Source organism: Ensifer sp. EB106-03-01-XG145 (genome assembly GCF_058792075.1).
In genome coordinates, this window is the sequence record NZ_JBYTEC010000012.1 from 138388 (window position 1) to 153250 (window position 14863).

17 protein-coding genes are annotated in these 14863 nt (G+C 63.7%); 12 read left to right on the plus strand and 5 right to left on the minus strand.

The features are described from left to right. Positions 1 to 326: 326 nt before the first annotated feature. Positions 327 to 1439 carry a hypothetical protein gene (locus AC3WWH_RS24940; protein ID WP_058321296.1) on the minus strand — a complete coding sequence of 371 codons (1113 nt, stop codon included), beginning with the start codon at positions 1437 to 1439 and terminating at the stop codon, positions 327 to 329. Positions 1440 to 1888: 449 nt separating this feature from the next. On the opposite strand from AC3WWH_RS24940, the gene AC3WWH_RS24945 reads away from it, so the two are divergent. From AC3WWH_RS24945 to AC3WWH_RS24955, 3 genes are all read left to right on the plus strand, one after another. Then, the gene (locus AC3WWH_RS24945) at positions 1889 to 2641 is read left to right on the plus strand and encodes a pyridoxine 5'-phosphate synthase (RefSeq protein ID WP_058321297.1); all 753 of its coding nucleotides are present in this window, start codon (positions 1889 to 1891) and stop codon (positions 2639 to 2641) included. Between the two features lie 62 nt (positions 2642 to 2703). After that, positions 2704 to 3327, plus strand: a complete 624-nt coding sequence (locus AC3WWH_RS24950) for a histidine phosphatase family protein (protein ID WP_058321298.1) — start codon at positions 2704 to 2706, stop codon at positions 3325 to 3327. Between the two features lie 127 nt (positions 3328 to 3454). Further along, positions 3455 to 4669, plus strand: a complete 1215-nt coding sequence (locus AC3WWH_RS24955; RefSeq protein WP_058321299.1) for a multidrug effflux MFS transporter — start codon at positions 3455 to 3457, stop codon at positions 4667 to 4669. A 150-nt stretch (positions 4670 to 4819) separates the two neighbouring features. On the opposite strand, the gene AC3WWH_RS24960 is transcribed toward AC3WWH_RS24955, so the two are convergent. Both AC3WWH_RS24960 and AC3WWH_RS24965 read right to left on the minus strand, forming a co-directional pair. After that, complete coding sequence (locus tag AC3WWH_RS24960) at positions 4820 to 5203, minus strand: VOC family protein (protein ID WP_058321300.1); 384 nt, start codon at positions 5201 to 5203, stop codon at positions 4820 to 4822. A 200-nt stretch (positions 5204 to 5403) separates the two neighbouring features. Then, entirely contained in the window at positions 5404 to 6288 is an 885-nt protein-coding gene (locus AC3WWH_RS24965; RefSeq protein ID WP_058321301.1) for an SDR family oxidoreductase, read from the minus strand. Between the two features lie 200 nt (positions 6289 to 6488). On the opposite strand from AC3WWH_RS24965, the gene AC3WWH_RS24970 reads away from it, so the two are divergent. From AC3WWH_RS24970 to AC3WWH_RS24985, 4 genes are all read left to right on the plus strand, one after another. Beyond that, a complete protein-coding gene (locus AC3WWH_RS24970) occupies positions 6489 to 6893 on the plus strand; it encodes a winged helix-turn-helix transcriptional regulator (protein WP_058321302.1) in 405 nt (134 codons plus the stop codon). 378 nt (positions 6894 to 7271) lie between these two features. After that, positions 7272 to 8552, plus strand: coding sequence for an FAD-dependent oxidoreductase (locus tag AC3WWH_RS24975; RefSeq protein WP_058321303.1), 1281 nt, complete (start codon positions 7272 to 7274; stop codon positions 8550 to 8552). Positions 8553 to 8607: 55 nt separating this feature from the next. Next, the gene (locus tag AC3WWH_RS24980; protein ID WP_058321304.1) at positions 8608 to 8988 is read left to right on the plus strand and encodes a VOC family protein; all 381 of its coding nucleotides are present in this window, start codon (positions 8608 to 8610) and stop codon (positions 8986 to 8988) included. Continuing rightward, complete coding sequence (locus tag AC3WWH_RS24985) at positions 8988 to 9353, plus strand: NIPSNAP family protein (protein WP_058321305.1); 366 nt, start codon at positions 8988 to 8990, stop codon at positions 9351 to 9353. The genes AC3WWH_RS24980 and AC3WWH_RS24985 overlap by 1 nt, the downstream gene beginning before the upstream one ends. Positions 9354 to 9414: 61 nt before the next feature. On the opposite strand, the gene AC3WWH_RS24990 is transcribed toward AC3WWH_RS24985, so the two are convergent. Continuing rightward, positions 9415 to 10134 (minus strand): aspartate/glutamate racemase family protein, encoded by a 720-nt coding sequence (locus tag AC3WWH_RS24990; protein ID WP_082640709.1) that lies wholly within the window; start codon positions 10132 to 10134, stop codon positions 9415 to 9417. 185 nt (positions 10135 to 10319) lie between these two features. Between AC3WWH_RS24990 and AC3WWH_RS24995 the strand changes: the two genes are divergently transcribed. The 4 genes from AC3WWH_RS24995 to AC3WWH_RS25010 all read left to right on the plus strand — a co-directional run bounded on the left by AC3WWH_RS24995 (position 10320) and on the right by AC3WWH_RS25010 (position 13401). Further along, positions 10320 to 10784: an Lrp/AsnC family transcriptional regulator gene (locus tag AC3WWH_RS24995; protein ID WP_057253667.1), complete on the plus strand. Its 465-nt coding sequence runs from the start codon at positions 10320 to 10322 to the stop codon at positions 10782 to 10784. Positions 10785 to 10790: 6 nt separating this feature from the next. Next, complete coding sequence (locus AC3WWH_RS25000) at positions 10791 to 11384, plus strand: isochorismatase family protein (RefSeq protein ID WP_058321306.1); 594 nt, start codon at positions 10791 to 10793, stop codon at positions 11382 to 11384. A 125-nt stretch (positions 11385 to 11509) separates the two neighbouring features. Next, positions 11510 to 12778 (plus strand): NAD(P)/FAD-dependent oxidoreductase, encoded by a 1269-nt coding sequence (locus tag AC3WWH_RS25005; protein WP_058321307.1) that lies wholly within the window; start codon positions 11510 to 11512, stop codon positions 12776 to 12778. Between the two features lie 170 nt (positions 12779 to 12948). Continuing rightward, a complete protein-coding gene (locus tag AC3WWH_RS25010; RefSeq protein ID WP_162752654.1) occupies positions 12949 to 13401 on the plus strand; it encodes a hypothetical protein in 453 nt (150 codons plus the stop codon). A gap of 25 nt (positions 13402 to 13426) precedes the next feature. Here the strand turns inward: AC3WWH_RS25010 and AC3WWH_RS25015 are convergent, their stop codons facing one another. After that, positions 13427 to 14152, minus strand: coding sequence for a class I SAM-dependent methyltransferase (locus AC3WWH_RS25015; RefSeq protein ID WP_058321309.1), 726 nt, complete (start codon positions 14150 to 14152; stop codon positions 13427 to 13429). 270 nt (positions 14153 to 14422) lie between these two features. On the opposite strand from AC3WWH_RS25015, the gene AC3WWH_RS25020 reads away from it, so the two are divergent. Beyond that, positions 14423 to 14863: a hypothetical protein gene (locus tag AC3WWH_RS25020; RefSeq protein WP_199536405.1), complete on the plus strand. Its 441-nt coding sequence runs from the start codon at positions 14423 to 14425 to the stop codon at positions 14861 to 14863.

Below are 14863 nucleotides of genomic sequence, written 5' to 3' on the forward strand. Positions count from 1 at the left end.
CTTGCCTGACGAGCAACCAGGCATCCATTCCCAACGCATGCGTGCACCGTATACGCGAATCAAATATATGACCAGTCCTTAATATTGGTAGGCTGACGCCCGTTTTCCCCGACTGGAGGGGCCGCTGCCACTGCATGGTTTCCTACTGCCTGTCTCCTTGAATCGACCTCGATTTAAGGACCAAGACATGCAGAAAATCAAAGGGCTACAGCGACCTTTGCGCGTCTGATAAGACGCGCGGCGCTGTGGGCCGATCCAGGAAAACATGCAGTGATTCAAAGCGTTACGGTGAGCTTGCCGCGTCCTCGAAGATGCGGCGCACGCGGTCAGTGGCCGATGACCTTGAGCGGGCTGTTGGAGCTCAGGATGAACAGTGGTTCGTCCCCGCGCAACGGCGACAGCTTCTGCTGGCAGGACCAGGCTTCCTCGAAGGCACCCCGGGTCAGGTGCTTGCGATAGCGCTGGGTAGCGGCCATGCAGCCCATGAGGGGGCTTTCGATCTGCTCCTGGCGGGCGTGCTCGTAGATCTCGCCGTCGAGCGAAAACAGTTCCGACGCCAGCGACATGCTCTCGTAAAGCAGGTCCGGCTCGGACGCGAGCCGCTTCCAGGTAATGAAGTCCTGGCGCAGCGGCACGTTCTCGCCATCATGCGAGAGGGTGACGCGGATGCCCTGCGCCGGCGCATCGTACCAGGTCACCTGCACGGTGAACGACAGGGCGGAATTGCGCGAAACGGGTCGACCGGTGTCGCCGTCGGTGGCGCGGGCCAGCGTCTTGTGGCGCTGGGCCGCAAGGCGAAGCGCCGTGGCAAACGCTTTTGCATCTTCGTTTTCGGCGCCGGCCATCTTCACCTGAACCGAGGGCAGTACCCGCTCGGTCGCGTGGCGCGCGTTGAAGAGTTTTGCCTGCGCGTCGATGTCCAGCGTCATTTCCTGCGAGGGCATCGGCGCGAAAAGGAGCAGCGGCAGCACGGTCAGCACCGAGAGCGGCGACGAGAAGGGCGCCGGCGGCCAGGCGGGCCGGTGCCCGGCAAAGCGCCGCTTCGTCAGTTTCGGCTGGCGGGGCGAGGCTGCCGCTTGATGCTCTTCCTCGTTGCGGGCGCGCTGGTACTCCGGAACATAGGTTCCCTTCGGAATGGCGATCCGCCATTCGTCATCGGCACCGTCGCCCTCGTAGAAAGCCTTGAGCAGCTTGCGCAATTTGCCGGCGTGCACCCGCACAAGCGGGTCGCTGTCGGCGTTGAAGGCCTGGGGCCGCTCGAAGACGTCGATCGCGATCGAGTAACCCTTGAGCTGATGGCCTTCGCCGGCCATCTCCTTCTCGACCACATAGGTGAGGAAGGCCCTGAGGCGCTCTGAACGCGCGAAAGCCTTGCTTTCGAGGATACGACGGAGGGCCCGTCGAATCGTCTCGTCGCAGGGTCTTTCGACCGTCGTCATCCGTTCTTGCTCCAGTGTCATGTGAACTAAAATCTATGAAATGCGATCGCGGCGCGGGCTGGGCCATTCGATCTGATTCGGAAAGTTAAGCCCTAAAAAGGTGGTTGTCAGGGGTGTAGACGCCAAATTTGAGTTTTTTCTGAAATAAACGTAAAAATTGCGCCGGTTCTCCCTGTGGCAGATGGTAGCGGAAGTCCAGTCGGCCATTTTCGCCGCTCGTGATTGAGCCTTTCCGCATATTAGAGACGTCGATTGTCAAGACTTGGTCAAGACAAGGCGGGCAAACGAACCGCGCGCAAACGCCGCATCGCTGCCCTGCGACCTCCTTGGAATTGCTGCATAATCGGACCTCAAACTGTTTTCGGTTTCAGCAATTATGCAGTAGAACATTGCAACCACATTGCCTGCGTCTGGGCCCGCCTTGGGCCCGCTTTCTGGAAAGTTCAGACATGCCTGCAAAACTGTCCGTGAATCTGAATGCCGTCGCAATGCTCCGCAACCGGCGCGATCTGCCGTGGCCCTCCGTCACCGCGCTTGGCCGCATCGCGCTCGAAGCGGGGGCTGCCGGTCTCACCGTGCATCCGCGTCCCGACCAGCGCCACGTCCGCTTCAGCGATCTGCAGCCGATCCGCGACCTGATCGACGAGGCGTTTCCGGAGACGGAATTCAACATGGAAGGTTATCCGAACGAGGAATTCCTCGGCCTCGTGGAGATGCATCGGCCGGAGCAGGTGACACTGGTGCCCGACGATCCGGCGCAGGCGACCTCCGACCACGGCTGGGATTTCCGCAAGAACCACAACCTGCTCGGCAATGTCGTCGGCCGGCTGAAGAAGAAGGGTTTTCGCGTTTCGCTGTTTGCCGATGGCGACGAGGATACGGAGGCCTTGCGGATTGCCAAGGAAACCGGCGCCGATCGCATCGAACTCTACACCGGCCCCTATGGCGGTTGCTATGACGACCCGGACAAGGCCGAGAAGATCGCCGCCGAACTTGGCCGCACGGCTGCGATTGCCGCAAGCCTCGGGCTCGACGTCAATGCGGGCCACGACCTGACGGTGGCCAACCTGCCGTTGCTCGCCCGGCACATCCCCGATCTTGCCGAAGTCTCGATCGGTCACGGCCTGACGGCCGATGCGCTGGAATACGGTATGGCCGAGACGGTGCGCCGCTTCCGTCGCGCCTGCGGGCAGGAGGTCTGAGGCGACATTTGCGCCCTAGTTCTTGCGCGGCAGCAGCGCCTTGCGGAAACCCGAGCGATGCCATGAAGGATCTCTTCGTCGTCACCCACACGGAATCCGTCCATCACCTGGAAGGCAAGGTGGGTGGCTGGTACGACACGGATCTGACCGCCCGCGGCAGAGAGGATGCGGAGTTAACGGCCGAACGGCTGGTGGCTTTGGTTGGCGGAAGGGACGTGGAAATCCATAGCTCCGATCTGCGCCGCGCCACCCAGACGGCCGATGCGATAGCAAGGCGCTTCCAGCGGCCGGTGATGGAAACCGCCGATCTCCGGGAAATCAGCTATGGCGTTGCCGGTGGCAGGCCCCAGGCCTGGCTCGATGCGCGCTACACCCCGGCGCCGGATGACAATCGGCTCGATGATCCCTGCGGGATCGATGGCGCAGAAACCCGGCGCGAGGTGGCGCTGCGCGTCTTCCCTTGCGTCGACGCCATCGTCGCGCGGCCCTGCCAAACGCAGATCATCGTCACCCACGGCTTCACGCTGACGCTGGTGCTTGCCGCCTGGATGAAGATCCCGATCGGCGCCACGGGATTCCTGAGTTTTCCGGCAAAATCGGGAAGCATCACGCATCTGCGCCAGGACGATTTCTTCCGAAACCGGGCGGTTGTCGGTCTTGCGGATGCGTCACACCTCAATTCATAAGCCTCGCCGATCCGAAAATATCATCTGCAGAAACCGGCGTTTTTTTCGGTTGATGTTGCGACTGGTGCGCGCAGGCCTGCGGCAAGACTGCTATAGGTCGAGTCTTTCCTTCCCTTGTGTGCAGCCAATGACATTTCAGACCAGTTTCCGCGAGCGCATCGTTCTCTATGCGCTTCTGACGTCGCTGACCTCGATCAGCATCGATGCGCTTTTGCCGGGCCTGCGCCAGATCGGGGCCGATCTCGGCGTTCGGCCGCCACTTTCCACCCAGCACATCATCTCGCTTTTCATCCTCGGCATGGCGTTTGGCGAGCTGCTGCTCGGGCCGCTCTCCGATGCGATGGGGCGGAAGAGGGCGCTTGTTCTCGGGCTTGGCGTCTATGCGCTCGGAACGATCATCGCCATGGCGGCCGGCTCGCTCGAAATGGTCATTCTCGGCCGCTTCCTTCAGGGCGTCGGGGTCTCGGGGCCGAAGATTGCGACGCGGGCGATGATCCGCGACCAGTTCGAAGGTGACGCCATGGCGCGTGTGATGTCGTTCATGTTCACGCTGTTCATTCTCGTGCCGATGCTGGCCCCGACGCTCGCGCAAGGGATCATCACCGTCGGTGGCTGGCGTAGCGTCTTTGCGGTCTACCTCGCGGCGGCGGGACTTCTCGGCATGTGGCTGGTGATGCGCCAGCCGGAAACGTTGCCGCTAGAGAAACGCATTCCCTTTCGCCCGCGGCTTCTCGTGTCGAACGGGCGGCGTATCCTCTCAAATCGCCGCGTGACGCTGCTGATCCTGGCGACCGGGCTCGTCTTCGGCGCGCAGCTTCTTTATCTGAGCACCGCGGCGGATCTGTTCTTCGACGCCTACGGGATCGGGCAGACCTTCCCCTTGTATTTCGCCATGCTGGCGACCGGCATCGGGCTTGCCTCGTTCCTCAATGCCAAGCTCGTGCAGCGCTTTGGTTCGGAGGCGATGGCGCGTTATGGCTTCATTGGCCTGGCGGTGGCGGGGCTCGCCATGCTGGCGGCATCCACCCTTTGGGCCGGCCGGCCGCCGCTCACAGTGCTGCTGGTGCTCGGCTTTGCGGCCTTCTTTGCGATCGGGGTGCTCTTCGGCAACCTGAACGCCATGGCCATGCGCTCGCTGGGGCAGGTGGCGGGCCTCGGGGCGTCGTTGATCGCCTCCGGCTCGAGCCTGATCGCGACCCTGTTCGCGATCGCATTCGGCGCCTTCTACGACGGCACGACGCTCAATCTTTCCGCCGGGTTCTTTGTCGCCGGAACCAGCGCGCTCGTGCTTGCGGAGATCGCGCTGCGGGCAGATGCCTCGCCGGTGGAGGCCGTACGCTAAGCCAGGCAAGATCCGAGCGGACCGTGCGGCAGGCGCGGCCCTGCGCACGGCCCGTCCAGCCCAGGGAAACAAGCCCAGGGGAACCCGCAAAGCATGGTCGCGATCCGTCCGTGCACGTCGTTTTCGCAAAGCTTGTCCGCTACGGCAACCCTAGCCGTTGTAGACGACTGAAATCTTGTTTCCGGATGGATCGCGCATGTAGGCGGAGTACCAGTCGGGCCCATAGTGCGGACGCGGCCCGGGTGCGCCTTCGTCCGCCCCGCCATTGATGATGGCGGCCTGGTAGAAAGCATCCACCTCCGCGGGCGACTTGGCCATGAACCCGACCATGGAGCCGTTTCCGGCGGTCGCCGGCTCACCGTCAAAAGGTTTGCAGACCCACAGGACAAAGCCTTTGCCGGCTCCGCCTTCGGAATAGGCGCGCCAGTCCGGAAACTCTATGTGCTTGCTCCATCCGATGGTCGCGAGAATTGCGTCATAGAAGGCATTCGAGCGGGCGCAGTCCAAGGCACCCACGGTCAAATAAGCGCTCATAATGTCCCCCTTTCTCCGGTGGTGAAGGTGGGGGAATGCATAGCGCATCATACTGAACATAACAAGAACAAAATGTGGCGACGGCGACTGACAAGACCCTGCTGCCGGGGCGGAAGACGCAATTGGGCATCTCCCTCGTCGCAATCCAGGAGCCCGGCACGGATGGCCGGGCTCGCGTCGTTTCGGACCGGATTCCTTCCTCAGCCGGCAAGTCTCGCCTTGCTCGCTTCCAGGAAAGCGCCGAGCTTCACCGGCGTCGCACCGGTCAGCGACGTCACGTCGTTCGTCACCATGTTGATGTGGCCTTCGCGGGTGTTGGCATCGAAGGAAACGACGATCGGGATGAGGAAATCCGGCAGGCCGGCGCCCTTCAGGCCACCCGCGAGCGCCTCGTCCGAGATGTGCACGACATCAAGCCGCTTGCCGGTCGCCTTGGCGACCAGCGCCGCGATCTCGTCGGTCGAGCGCTGCTCGCCGCCGGTCAGCGTATAGGTGCGGCTCTCGTTTGCGCCTGAGGCAAGCGCTGCTGCGGCGGCCTTGGCGGCATCGGCGCGGGCGATGTGGGCGAGGCGGCCTTCGCCGGACGAGGAATACCATTGGCCGGTCTCTAGCGCGTGCGGCAGCGCCATGAACAGGTTCTCCATGTACCAGCCGTTGCGCAGGATGGTGTAGGGGATGCCGGTCGCCTTGATGGCGTTTTCGGTGCCGAGATGATCGGGCGCGAAGGGGATCACCGATGTCTCGGGGCTGGGCATCGAGGTGTAGAGGATATGCCTGGCGCCGGCCTTCTCGGCAGCTGTCACGGCGGCGAGGTGCTGCTTCAGGCGCTTGCCCGGCTGATCCAACGCGTCGGTCGAGATGATCAGGATCCGGTCGGCGCCGGCAAAGGCCTTGTCGAGCGAGGCCGGGTCGTCGAAATCGGCGACGCGGGCCTGTACGCCCTTGGCCGTGTAGTCGGCAAGCTTCGCCGTGTCGCGGCTGGTGGCGATGATCCGGGTCGGCTCGACGCCGGAGCCAAGAAGCTGGTCGAGCACGAGCTTGCCGAGCTGGCCGGTCGCGCCGGTGACGAGCAATGTATCGGACATGGTCTTTCCTTTTCCTCTAAACCTGAGACGGGATGGCCGCGGGAGATCGCCCGCACTTTCCTCGCTCGTCGTTGATGCCGGCGGCCCGGGAGGTCGCGCGGCACATGGTCTCTTTTTGAGACTTGCTCTTATCTCGTAATCTCGGTACAGCTGTAAAGGAGGCAGTTTTTTCTGCTGTGGTTACAGGAAGGGTACCGCCTATGAACAAGCTGACCGGGGATGTGAAGGGCAAGCGCGTGGCCATCGTCTGCGGCGTTCCGATGGACATGGAGAACTGCCCGGTGCGCGACGTCATGGACAATATCGGCGGCAAGTGGAACTCGCTGATGATCCTGTCGCTGGCCGACGGTCCCTTGCGTTTCTCCCAGCTTCGCCGGCTCATCCCCGACATTTCCCAGCGCATGCTGACCCAGACGCTGCGCGACCTGCAGCGCGACGGCTACATCCACCGCACCGTCTACCCGACCCAGCCGCCGAGCGTGGAATATGCACTGACCGATCTCGGCCGCTCCCTGCTTGGCCTGCTCAAGCATTTCGTCGACTGGTCGTTGGAAAACCACGGAGCGATCCGCGCGGCACGCGAGGTGTACGACGCGGAGGCGTAGGGCGTTTCCCTGCAGGCGCGAAATTCGCCGTGGGGGCCAATCATTGGCGCATACGGCGCTTTCTCTCTCGTTCCGGGCTTTCGCTAGCGAAGTTTGCCCCTCACCCTAGCCCTCTCCCCGCGGGCGAGGAGAGGGGACGTGGACGACGGCTGCGCTCCCAGCCGGGACCTGCTGTCGAGAATGTCGTGACTGAAAATCGTGAGGTGGAGCGAGGGGGTGCCACGAGTCTCCTTCGCCCCGCCTGCGGGGAGAAGGTCCCGGCAGGGGGATGAGGGGCTGTCGACCACGTGCGCGACGTCGTGTCCCTTCGTGTAGACTTGCGCTAGCGCCTTGATTTTCCCTATAGTTTCGTCGACTGCCTACTCACCTCGGGGACCCATGAAGACACTTGATATCGGCATTGCGGGCGCCGGCCCGGCGGGGCTCGCGGCGGCGCTGATGCTGTCGCGGCAGGGTCATCGGGTGGAAATCCTCGAACGCTTCGACGTGGCCTCGCCGGTCGGTTCCGGCCTGATGCTGCAGCCGACGGGACTGACGGTGCTGAACGCGCTCGGCCTGCTGCCGTCCATGCTTGCCCTCGGCAGCCGGATCGACCGGCTCTATGGCGCCGATGCAAGATCCGGCCGCACCGTTCTCGACGTGCGCTATGACGCGCTGGCCGGTGGCCGCTTCGGGCTGGCGGTGCAGCGCGCGGCGCTTTTCAACACGCTGCATGATGCCGTGGTCGCCGCCGGCTTGCCGATTCGCACTGGCGTCACGCTCGCCGATGTCCGAATGGCGGGTGCCAAGGCAGTGCTTCTGGACACAGAGGGGTGCGAGGTGGGCGCCTATGATCTGGTGATCGACGCGAGCGGTGCGCGCTCGACGCTATCGGCCGGCTCCGCTGTCGCGCCCAAAGTGCGCGAGCTCACCTATGGTGCCTTCTGGGCGACGCTCGACAGCGAAGGGCTCGTCCATGATCCTCACGCCCTGGTGCAGCGCTACGACCAGGCGCGGGTGATGATCGGCATCCTGCCGGCGGGCAGGGCGCGGGTCGGCGAGAAGGCGCGCGTCGCCTTCTTCTGGAGCCTGAGGGTCGCGGATGCGGACGCGGTGCGCATTGCCGGGCTTGAGCGCTGGAAGGCGCGTATCCTCGACTACTGGCCGGATTGTGCGCCCTTGCTCGATCAGGTCGCCGACTGGGAGCAACTGACGCTGGCGCGCTATGCGCATCGCACCATGCGCCCGCCCGTCTCCGGCCGTGTCGCCTTCCTCGGCGACAGTGCCCATTCGACGAGCCCGCAGCTCGGGCAGGGGGCGAACATGGCGCTTCTCGACGTGGCGGCGCTGACGCATGCGCTGGAGACCGCGCCGGATCTTGATTGCGCCCTTGCCACCTATGCTGCCGCGCGGCGCAATCATGTCGCGCTGTTCCAGCTTCTCTCGCTGGCCTTCACGCCGTTCTACCAGTCGGACTCGACGCTTCTCGCCTGGCTACGCGACCGGCTGGTCGCGACGATCGCCCGCACGCCGCCGATGCAGGCGCTGCTCGCCTCGATCGTCTCGGGCACGCTGATCGACCCCTTCGCGTCGGCCGGGCTTGCCGAATGCGATTGGCAGGCGTTGGGCGCGCGCCCGGACGGCCTGTTCCGGTCCGCCTCGGATGCGATTTCCGCCTGAGGCAGTCGGCGAATCCTGTAACGAGAGGGCCGGATGGAGGGATGGAGAAATTGCGATGACCGAAAGCGTGGCGGCCATACTGGTGCATGTTCCCGACACGGAAGAGGGGCTCGCCTGGTATCAGCGTGCTTTCCCAACGGCCGAACGCCGGTGGCTTCAGGCGTTCGACTTCGCCTATCTCAAGGTCGGCACGGTGGATCTCGAAATCGTTCAGGCGGATGAGAAGGTGGCGAGCGGTGCCGCAGGTTCCGTCGTCTACTGGGCGGTCGAGGATTTCGACCGGGCGCTTGCCCATTTCGAAGCGCTCGGCGCACCTCTCTATCGTGGACCGATGGCGATCCAGGAGGGGCTCTGGATGTGCCAGGTGCGCGATCCCTGGGGCAATTGCATCGGCCTTCGCGGCCCGCGATCTGGATACAAGGGAGAGGAAGCCTGATGCCGGACGGTCCCGTCAGCTGTGAAATCCGCTACCGGCTCGCGCAGGGCCGGATGACGGAGTTCGATGCCTATGCCCGAACCTGGGTTGAGCTCATCGAGCGTCATGGCGGCACGCACCACGGCTATTTCATCCCGCGCGAAAAGCCCGAGGGCATCGGCACGAGCTTTCCGGGTGTCGGCGAGGAGGGCGCCGGCGATATCGCCATCGCGCTCTTTACCTTTCCGGACGAGGCGGCTTACCGCCGCTATCGCCGTGACGTTGCCAGCGATCCGGACGGCATCGCGGCCAATGCGCGTTACGCGGACGATCCGCCGTTCATCAGCTACGAGCGCATCTTCCTGCAGCCGCTTCCAAGAAAATGACTGGACGCAAAGCGGAGGGCGGATTTCCCGCCCTGCGTTTGCACCCGTTTCTCGTTTCTGTTCAGGCAGCCCGTGCCAGCAACGCGCCCTCGAGCGCAAACTCGACGGCAGCGTCCGCGTGGATCGCGGTGGAATCGAAGCCCGGCAGCGGCAGGGCCCTGGGGTCGAGGGTCAGGCAGATCTCGGTGCAGCCGAGGATGACGGCGTCCGCGCCTTCCGCCTCGGCCTTGTCGATCAGGTCGATCAACGCCCTGCGGGAAGAGCGCAGCACCTTGCCGGCGCAGAGTTCGTCAAAGATGACGTTGTGGACGAGCGTCCGGCCATCCGCGTCCGGCACCATGATGTCGATGCCGTGGCTCCGCATGCGCTCTGCGTAGAAGCCGTGCTCCATGGTATAGCGGGTGGCGAGCAGCAGCGGCTTGCGGCTGCCGGCGGCCTTGAGGCGAAGGGCCGTCTCGTCGATGATGTTGATCAGCGGGATGTCGACGGCCGCCTGCACCGCGTCTGCGATCAGGTGCATGGTGTTGGTGCAGATCAGCACGCAATCGGCGCCGGCCGCTTCCAGGCCGCGGGCGACATCGGCAAGCCGCTTGGCGGCATCATCCCAGCGGCCGGCCTTCTGCAGGTCGACGATCGACTGGAAGTCGACGGAGTGCAGCAGCACCTCGGCCGAATGCAGGGCGCCCAGACGCTCGCGAACGGCCTCGTTGACCATGCGATAATAGACTGCCGAGCTTTCGAAGCTCATACCGCCGATCAGACCAATCTTGCGCATCGCCATTCCTCTTTCCCTTTATGGCGCGCCGGGCACGCCGTTGTTCGATGGCCAGAACTATGCGGCCGAAGCCGCCGGAATGGTTCGCTTTGTTCGCGAGAGGAATGCCGTTCGGCGCGAAAAATTTGCGCATAGAGGTAAATTTGTGCAAATATATACGGCATTGAATCGCAATGGGTGGAGGGATCGGCGTGCTTGACGAGAGAGACAGGAAGCTGCTTGGGCTGTTGCAGCAGGATGCCAGCGTCGCGGTCGGCGAATTGGCAGAGCGGGTCAATCTTTCGCTTTCCGCCTGTTCGCGCCGCATCCAGCGGCTGGAGGAGGCGGGTTACATCGCCAGGCGGATCGTCGTGCTCGACCGCGAGCGCATGGGCGTGCCGACCACCGTCTTCGCGCTGATCAAGACGGCGCATCATTCGGACGAGTGGATCGAGACGTTCCGCCGCGCGATCAGCGATATCCCTGAAATCGTCGAGGCACATCGATTGACGGGAAACCATGACTATATCGTCAAGGTCGTGCTGCCGCGCGTCGAGCACTACGACGTGGTCTACAAGCAGATCGTGCGAAAGGTGGAGCTCTTCGACGTTTCCGCCTCGATCTCGATGGAAATCCTGAAGAGCGGCACGGCGGTGCCGGTCGATTATGCGGAGTAAGAATCAATGACGGATGAGGCAAACGAGGCGAGCACCGCGAACGAAGGCGACGTTGCCGATGCGCTTGTGGTCGTCGATGTCCAGCGCGCTTTCATCTCCGGGCCGGAGGCGGTGCCCGGCCATGTCGGCCTTCAGCGCGCCGTCGGGGTTCTGTTGCGGCAGGCTCGTGCGGCAGGCGTGCCGGTGATCTTCCTGCAGAATGACGGACCCGAGGGTGCCTCCGACGAGCCGGAGACCGACGGCTGGCAGCTCTTCTATCCGGCGGAGGCGGAAGAGGCGGTGGTGCGCAAACTGAAGGACGACGGTTTCGATGGCACCGACCTTGAGGATCTGTTGCGGAAGCGAGAGATCGAAACGATCGCAATTTGCGGCATGCTCTCGGAGATGTGCCTGGCGGCGACGGCCCGCACGGCAATGGTGAAGGGCTTCACCGTGATCCTCGCCAACGACGCCCACGCCACCTATGACGTGCCGCCCGGTCCCGGCCGATCGCCGATGGTGCCGGCGCGGCTGGCCGCGCGCGCAGCCGAATGGTCGCTCGGCGACGAGATCGTGCTGGTGGACGCGGCCGACGAGATCACCTTCGCGACAAGGCCTTGATCGCCGGCCGTTCTTGACTTTTTGCAAGGGTGACATGAGGTGGCTGCGCTTGTCCTTGCTGACCACAACCCCAATCTTGTGGCATGTCCAATAGAAGGCCGGCTGGGAGCCAGCTGGAAGCAAACATGCAGGACAGGCATCATGTGGTCGTCGTTGGCGGCGGGTTCGGCGGATTGCAGCTCGTCAAAGGGCTCGCCGGCGCGCCGGTTCGCATCACCCTCATCGACCGGCGTAACCACCATCTTTTCCAGCCCTTGCTCTATCAGGTGGCAACGACGCTGATCGCCACCTCGGAAATCGCCTGGCCGATCCGCAGCCTTTGGCGCGACCGGCCGGAGGTGACGACGCTGCTCGGCGAGGTGACGGATGTGGACGCGGCCGAAAAGGCGGTCGTTCTCAGGGACGGCAAGCGCATCGGCTACGATACGCTGGTGTTGGCGACCGGGGCGACGCATGCCTATTTCGGCCATGACGAATGGGAGCCCTTCGCCCCCGGCCTGAAGACGCTGGAGGACGCGACGACGATCCGCCGCCGCGTGCTGCTCGCCTTCGAGCGCGCCGAGCTGGAAGAGGATCCGGATGCCCGCGCAGCGCTCCTGACCTTCACCGTCATCGGTGCCGGCCCGACGGGCGTCGAGCTTGCCGGCATCATCGCCGAGATGGCGCATCGCACGCTTCCAGACGAATTTCGCCGCATCGATACGCGGCAAACGCGCGTGCTCCTGGTCGAGGCGGGTCCGCGCATTCTCGCTGCGTTCAGCGAGGATCTCTCGGCCTATGCGGTCAAGGAACTGGAGCGCCTCGGCGTCGAGGTTCGCACCGGCACGCCGGTGACATCATGCACCGAAGAGGGCGTGATGATCGGCGAGGAATTCGTCGCCAGCCGCACGCTCGTCTGGGCTGCGGGCGTCCAGGCGTCACCCGCTGCCCGCTGGCTTGATATCACTGCTGACCGCGCCGGTCGGGCGATTGTCGGCGCCGATCTGACTGCACCCGATCATCCCGATGTCTTCGTCATCGGCGACACGGCTTCGGTTACCTATGACGGCGGCAAGCCGGTGCCGGGCATTGCGCCCGCCGCCAAGCAGCAGGGCGCCTATGTGGCCGATGTCATCCGCGCGCGGCTTGCAGGCGACAATCCGCCCGCCGATTTCCGCTACCGCCACCAGGGCAGCCTCGCCACCATCGGCCGCCGCGCCGCGATCATCGATTTCGGCCGGTTCAAGCTGAAGGGCGCGCTTGCATGGTGGATCTGGGGCATCGCCCACATCTACTTCCTGATCGGCACGCGCAGCCGCTTCGCGGTCGCCTGGAGCTGGTTCTGGACCTATCTCAGCGGCCAGCACAGCGCCCGCCTGATCACCCAGAAGGAGACGCTGAAGGAGAAGGGCTGAGGGGTTCTTTGCCGCATGTTTCCAGCCGACCGGAGGGCAAATATGCGGCAACTCCGAAAGAGCGACAGCGCTGCGCGTCGGCAAAGGCGTGCAGTGCTGCAGAATTGCACTTTCTGGATGGTGCTCTGATCTCTATGTTCCCGTCTCATTTCAGGGAGTCGGGGATCCAGATGACGAGACATCAGCGCTTGGGCTGCCTTTATGCCATGGCCTTCACGCTTGCCGGTTTCAGTGCACCGGCTGCCGAAGCCGCGCCGTCCTGCCCCAAGATCAGCTACTCGGCGGAACGGGCCCGGCTGCAAAAGGTGCTCTCGGCGAATGCGTTCCCACGGGACGAAACCGCCTTCCTGCTGAGGGGTGTGGATCAACAGCTCAAGGAAATGCCCCAAATCCGCCTGAACGCACACGGCGCTGAATGCGGCATTCAGGCGGTACGTGCGCTCGTCCTGGGGTGCGTGAACAAAACACTCTCTGACATGTTGGAGACGACGTCCAGGCCGAGCGCCAAATCCGGACAGGCCTATTGGGACAAAGCGAATGTTTCCCGTCGCGAAGCGGCCGTGATCGGGGTCACCCATGCGTGCCGCAGCGCGGCGATGGAAACATTCCTCTCAGGCTCGTGACGCGAGGGTGGACCAAAGTGGCTACCTACTTCTGCACATTCACGATCAGGATCATCGGCCGGTCGACTTCTTCCGCCAGCGCCGGGATTTCGGCGATCTGCGCCTCCGTCGGCCGCCACTCCTCTACGTGGCGGATGGCAAAGCCCGTTGATATCAGCGTGTTGAGCGTCGTGCCTGTCGTGCGGTGGTGCTTGATGACGCCCTTCGCCAGCCAGTCGGTGGTGCGCGGTCCCTCGGCCGAATAGTGATCGACCGGCCAGGTGCGCTCGCCGTTCTCAAGCCGCCAGCCGGGATTGAGCGACGCCATATAGATCGGGTGCTCGATGGTGAAGACGAAATGCGCGCCGGGAACCAGCGCCCGGTGGATGGTGGCGACCAGCCGGCCGAAATCCTCGACATAGTGGAAGGCGAGCGAGCTATAGGCGAAGTCGAAGCTCTCTTCGGGCAATTCGAGCTGATCGAGATCGGCGATCCGGTAGTCGATCTCCGGATCGGACGTATCGGCCCTGGCGCGGGCGATCATTTTTTCCGAGAGATCGAGGCCGAGCACCTGGGCCGCACCAGCCTCGCGGGCATAACGCGAGAACCAGCCGAAGCCGCAACCGAGATCGACGACGCGTTTTCCCGACAGATCCGGCAATTGGGCGCGAATCGCCGGCCATTCGGCAGCGCCCGCAAGGCCATGCACCGAGCGTCCGAGCTGGCTGTAGCCTTCGAAGAATTCCGGCTTGTCGTAAATGTTCTGGGCCATATCGGTCTCCTTCGGGGCAATGGGCAAGAGCGCGGTCGTCTGCCGCGCGCGATAGGGCGAGCGGGCATCATTTGCCGTTACCTTGGGAACAGCATGCCGGCAAGGATCCTGCTCGAAACCTCCGGCATTTCAAAGTGCTAGCGCGTTGATCTGATAGGGCGCCGAGCGCCGCAAGGTCAAGTTGCGGCTGAGGTGCAAGGTTTTACTTGTGTTTTTTGGGGGTGTGTTAATGTACGATTCTCTTGGTCCAGTCCGTTTTGTGGAGGCGTAATGTCCGAGGCCATCCATCCCACTGCAATCCATCATTTGCCGGCATTCATCACGGCGCCGGGACAAAGCGACGTCCTGTTCAACGTCGTCGTCGTCTTCATGATCCTGGCGATCTTCGCCCTCGGCACCTTCTATCTCAGGCTGCATTCGCTGCCCGAAACCATGGCGCACAAGAGCCACAAGGTGCAATACGAGCTGGTGGCGGTGCTGGGGCTGATCTCGCTGCTCACGCACAACAACATCTTCTGGATCGCGGCGCTGATCCTGGCGCTGATCGACCTGCCGGATTTTTCGTCGCCGCTCTCGTCGATCTCCCGCTCTCTGGAGAGGATCGCCGGCAAGGTGGATGCATCAACTGAACCGGTGCCGCCCGAGCTCGAGCCGGTGGCGAGCCATCCGGCCGCACCTGCAGATCAGCCGTCGATGGAAGGGAAGGCCTGA

Bases quoted from the DNA above. Each gene is read 5' to 3' on its own strand.
- AC3WWH_RS24985 (WP_058321305.1), top strand. From the start codon at position 8,988: ATGCCGGACGGTCCCGTCAGCTGTGAAATCCGCTACCGGCTCGCGCAG.
- AC3WWH_RS24960 (WP_058321300.1), bottom strand. From the start codon at position 5,203: ATGAGCGCTTATTTGACCGTGGGTGCCTTGGACTGCGCCCGCTCGAAT.
- AC3WWH_RS24970 (WP_058321302.1), top strand. From the start codon at position 6,489: ATGAACAAGCTGACCGGGGATGTGAAGGGCAAGCGCGTGGCCATCGTC.
- AC3WWH_RS25015 (WP_058321309.1), bottom strand. From the start codon at position 14,152: ATGGCCCAGAACATTTACGACAAGCCGGAATTCTTCGAAGGCTACAGC.
- AC3WWH_RS24965 (WP_058321301.1), bottom strand. From the start codon at position 6,288: ATGTCCGATACATTGCTCGTCACCGGCGCGACCGGCCAGCTCGGCAAG.
- AC3WWH_RS24955 (WP_058321299.1), top strand. From the start codon at position 3,455: ATGACATTTCAGACCAGTTTCCGCGAGCGCATCGTTCTCTATGCGCTT.
- AC3WWH_RS25000 (WP_058321306.1), top strand. From the start codon at position 10,791: ATGACGGATGAGGCAAACGAGGCGAGCACCGCGAACGAAGGCGACGTT.
- AC3WWH_RS25010 (WP_162752654.1), top strand. From the start codon at position 12,949: ATGACGAGACATCAGCGCTTGGGCTGCCTTTATGCCATGGCCTTCACG.
- AC3WWH_RS24975 (WP_058321303.1), top strand. From the start codon at position 7,272: ATGAAGACACTTGATATCGGCATTGCGGGCGCCGGCCCGGCGGGGCTC.
- AC3WWH_RS25005 (WP_058321307.1), top strand. From the start codon at position 11,510: ATGCAGGACAGGCATCATGTGGTCGTCGTTGGCGGCGGGTTCGGCGGA.
- AC3WWH_RS24940 (WP_058321296.1), bottom strand. From the start codon at position 1,439: ATGACGACGGTCGAAAGACCCTGCGACGAGACGATTCGACGGGCCCTC.
- AC3WWH_RS24980 (WP_058321304.1), top strand. From the start codon at position 8,608: ATGACCGAAAGCGTGGCGGCCATACTGGTGCATGTTCCCGACACGGAA.
- AC3WWH_RS24990 (WP_082640709.1), bottom strand. From the start codon at position 10,134: ATGGCGATGCGCAAGATTGGTCTGATCGGCGGTATGAGCTTCGAAAGC.
- AC3WWH_RS24950 (WP_058321298.1), top strand. From the start codon at position 2,704: ATGAAGGATCTCTTCGTCGTCACCCACACGGAATCCGTCCATCACCTG.
- AC3WWH_RS25020 (WP_199536405.1), top strand. From the start codon at position 14,423: ATGTCCGAGGCCATCCATCCCACTGCAATCCATCATTTGCCGGCATTC.
- AC3WWH_RS24945 (WP_058321297.1), top strand. From the start codon at position 1,889: ATGCCTGCAAAACTGTCCGTGAATCTGAATGCCGTCGCAATGCTCCGC.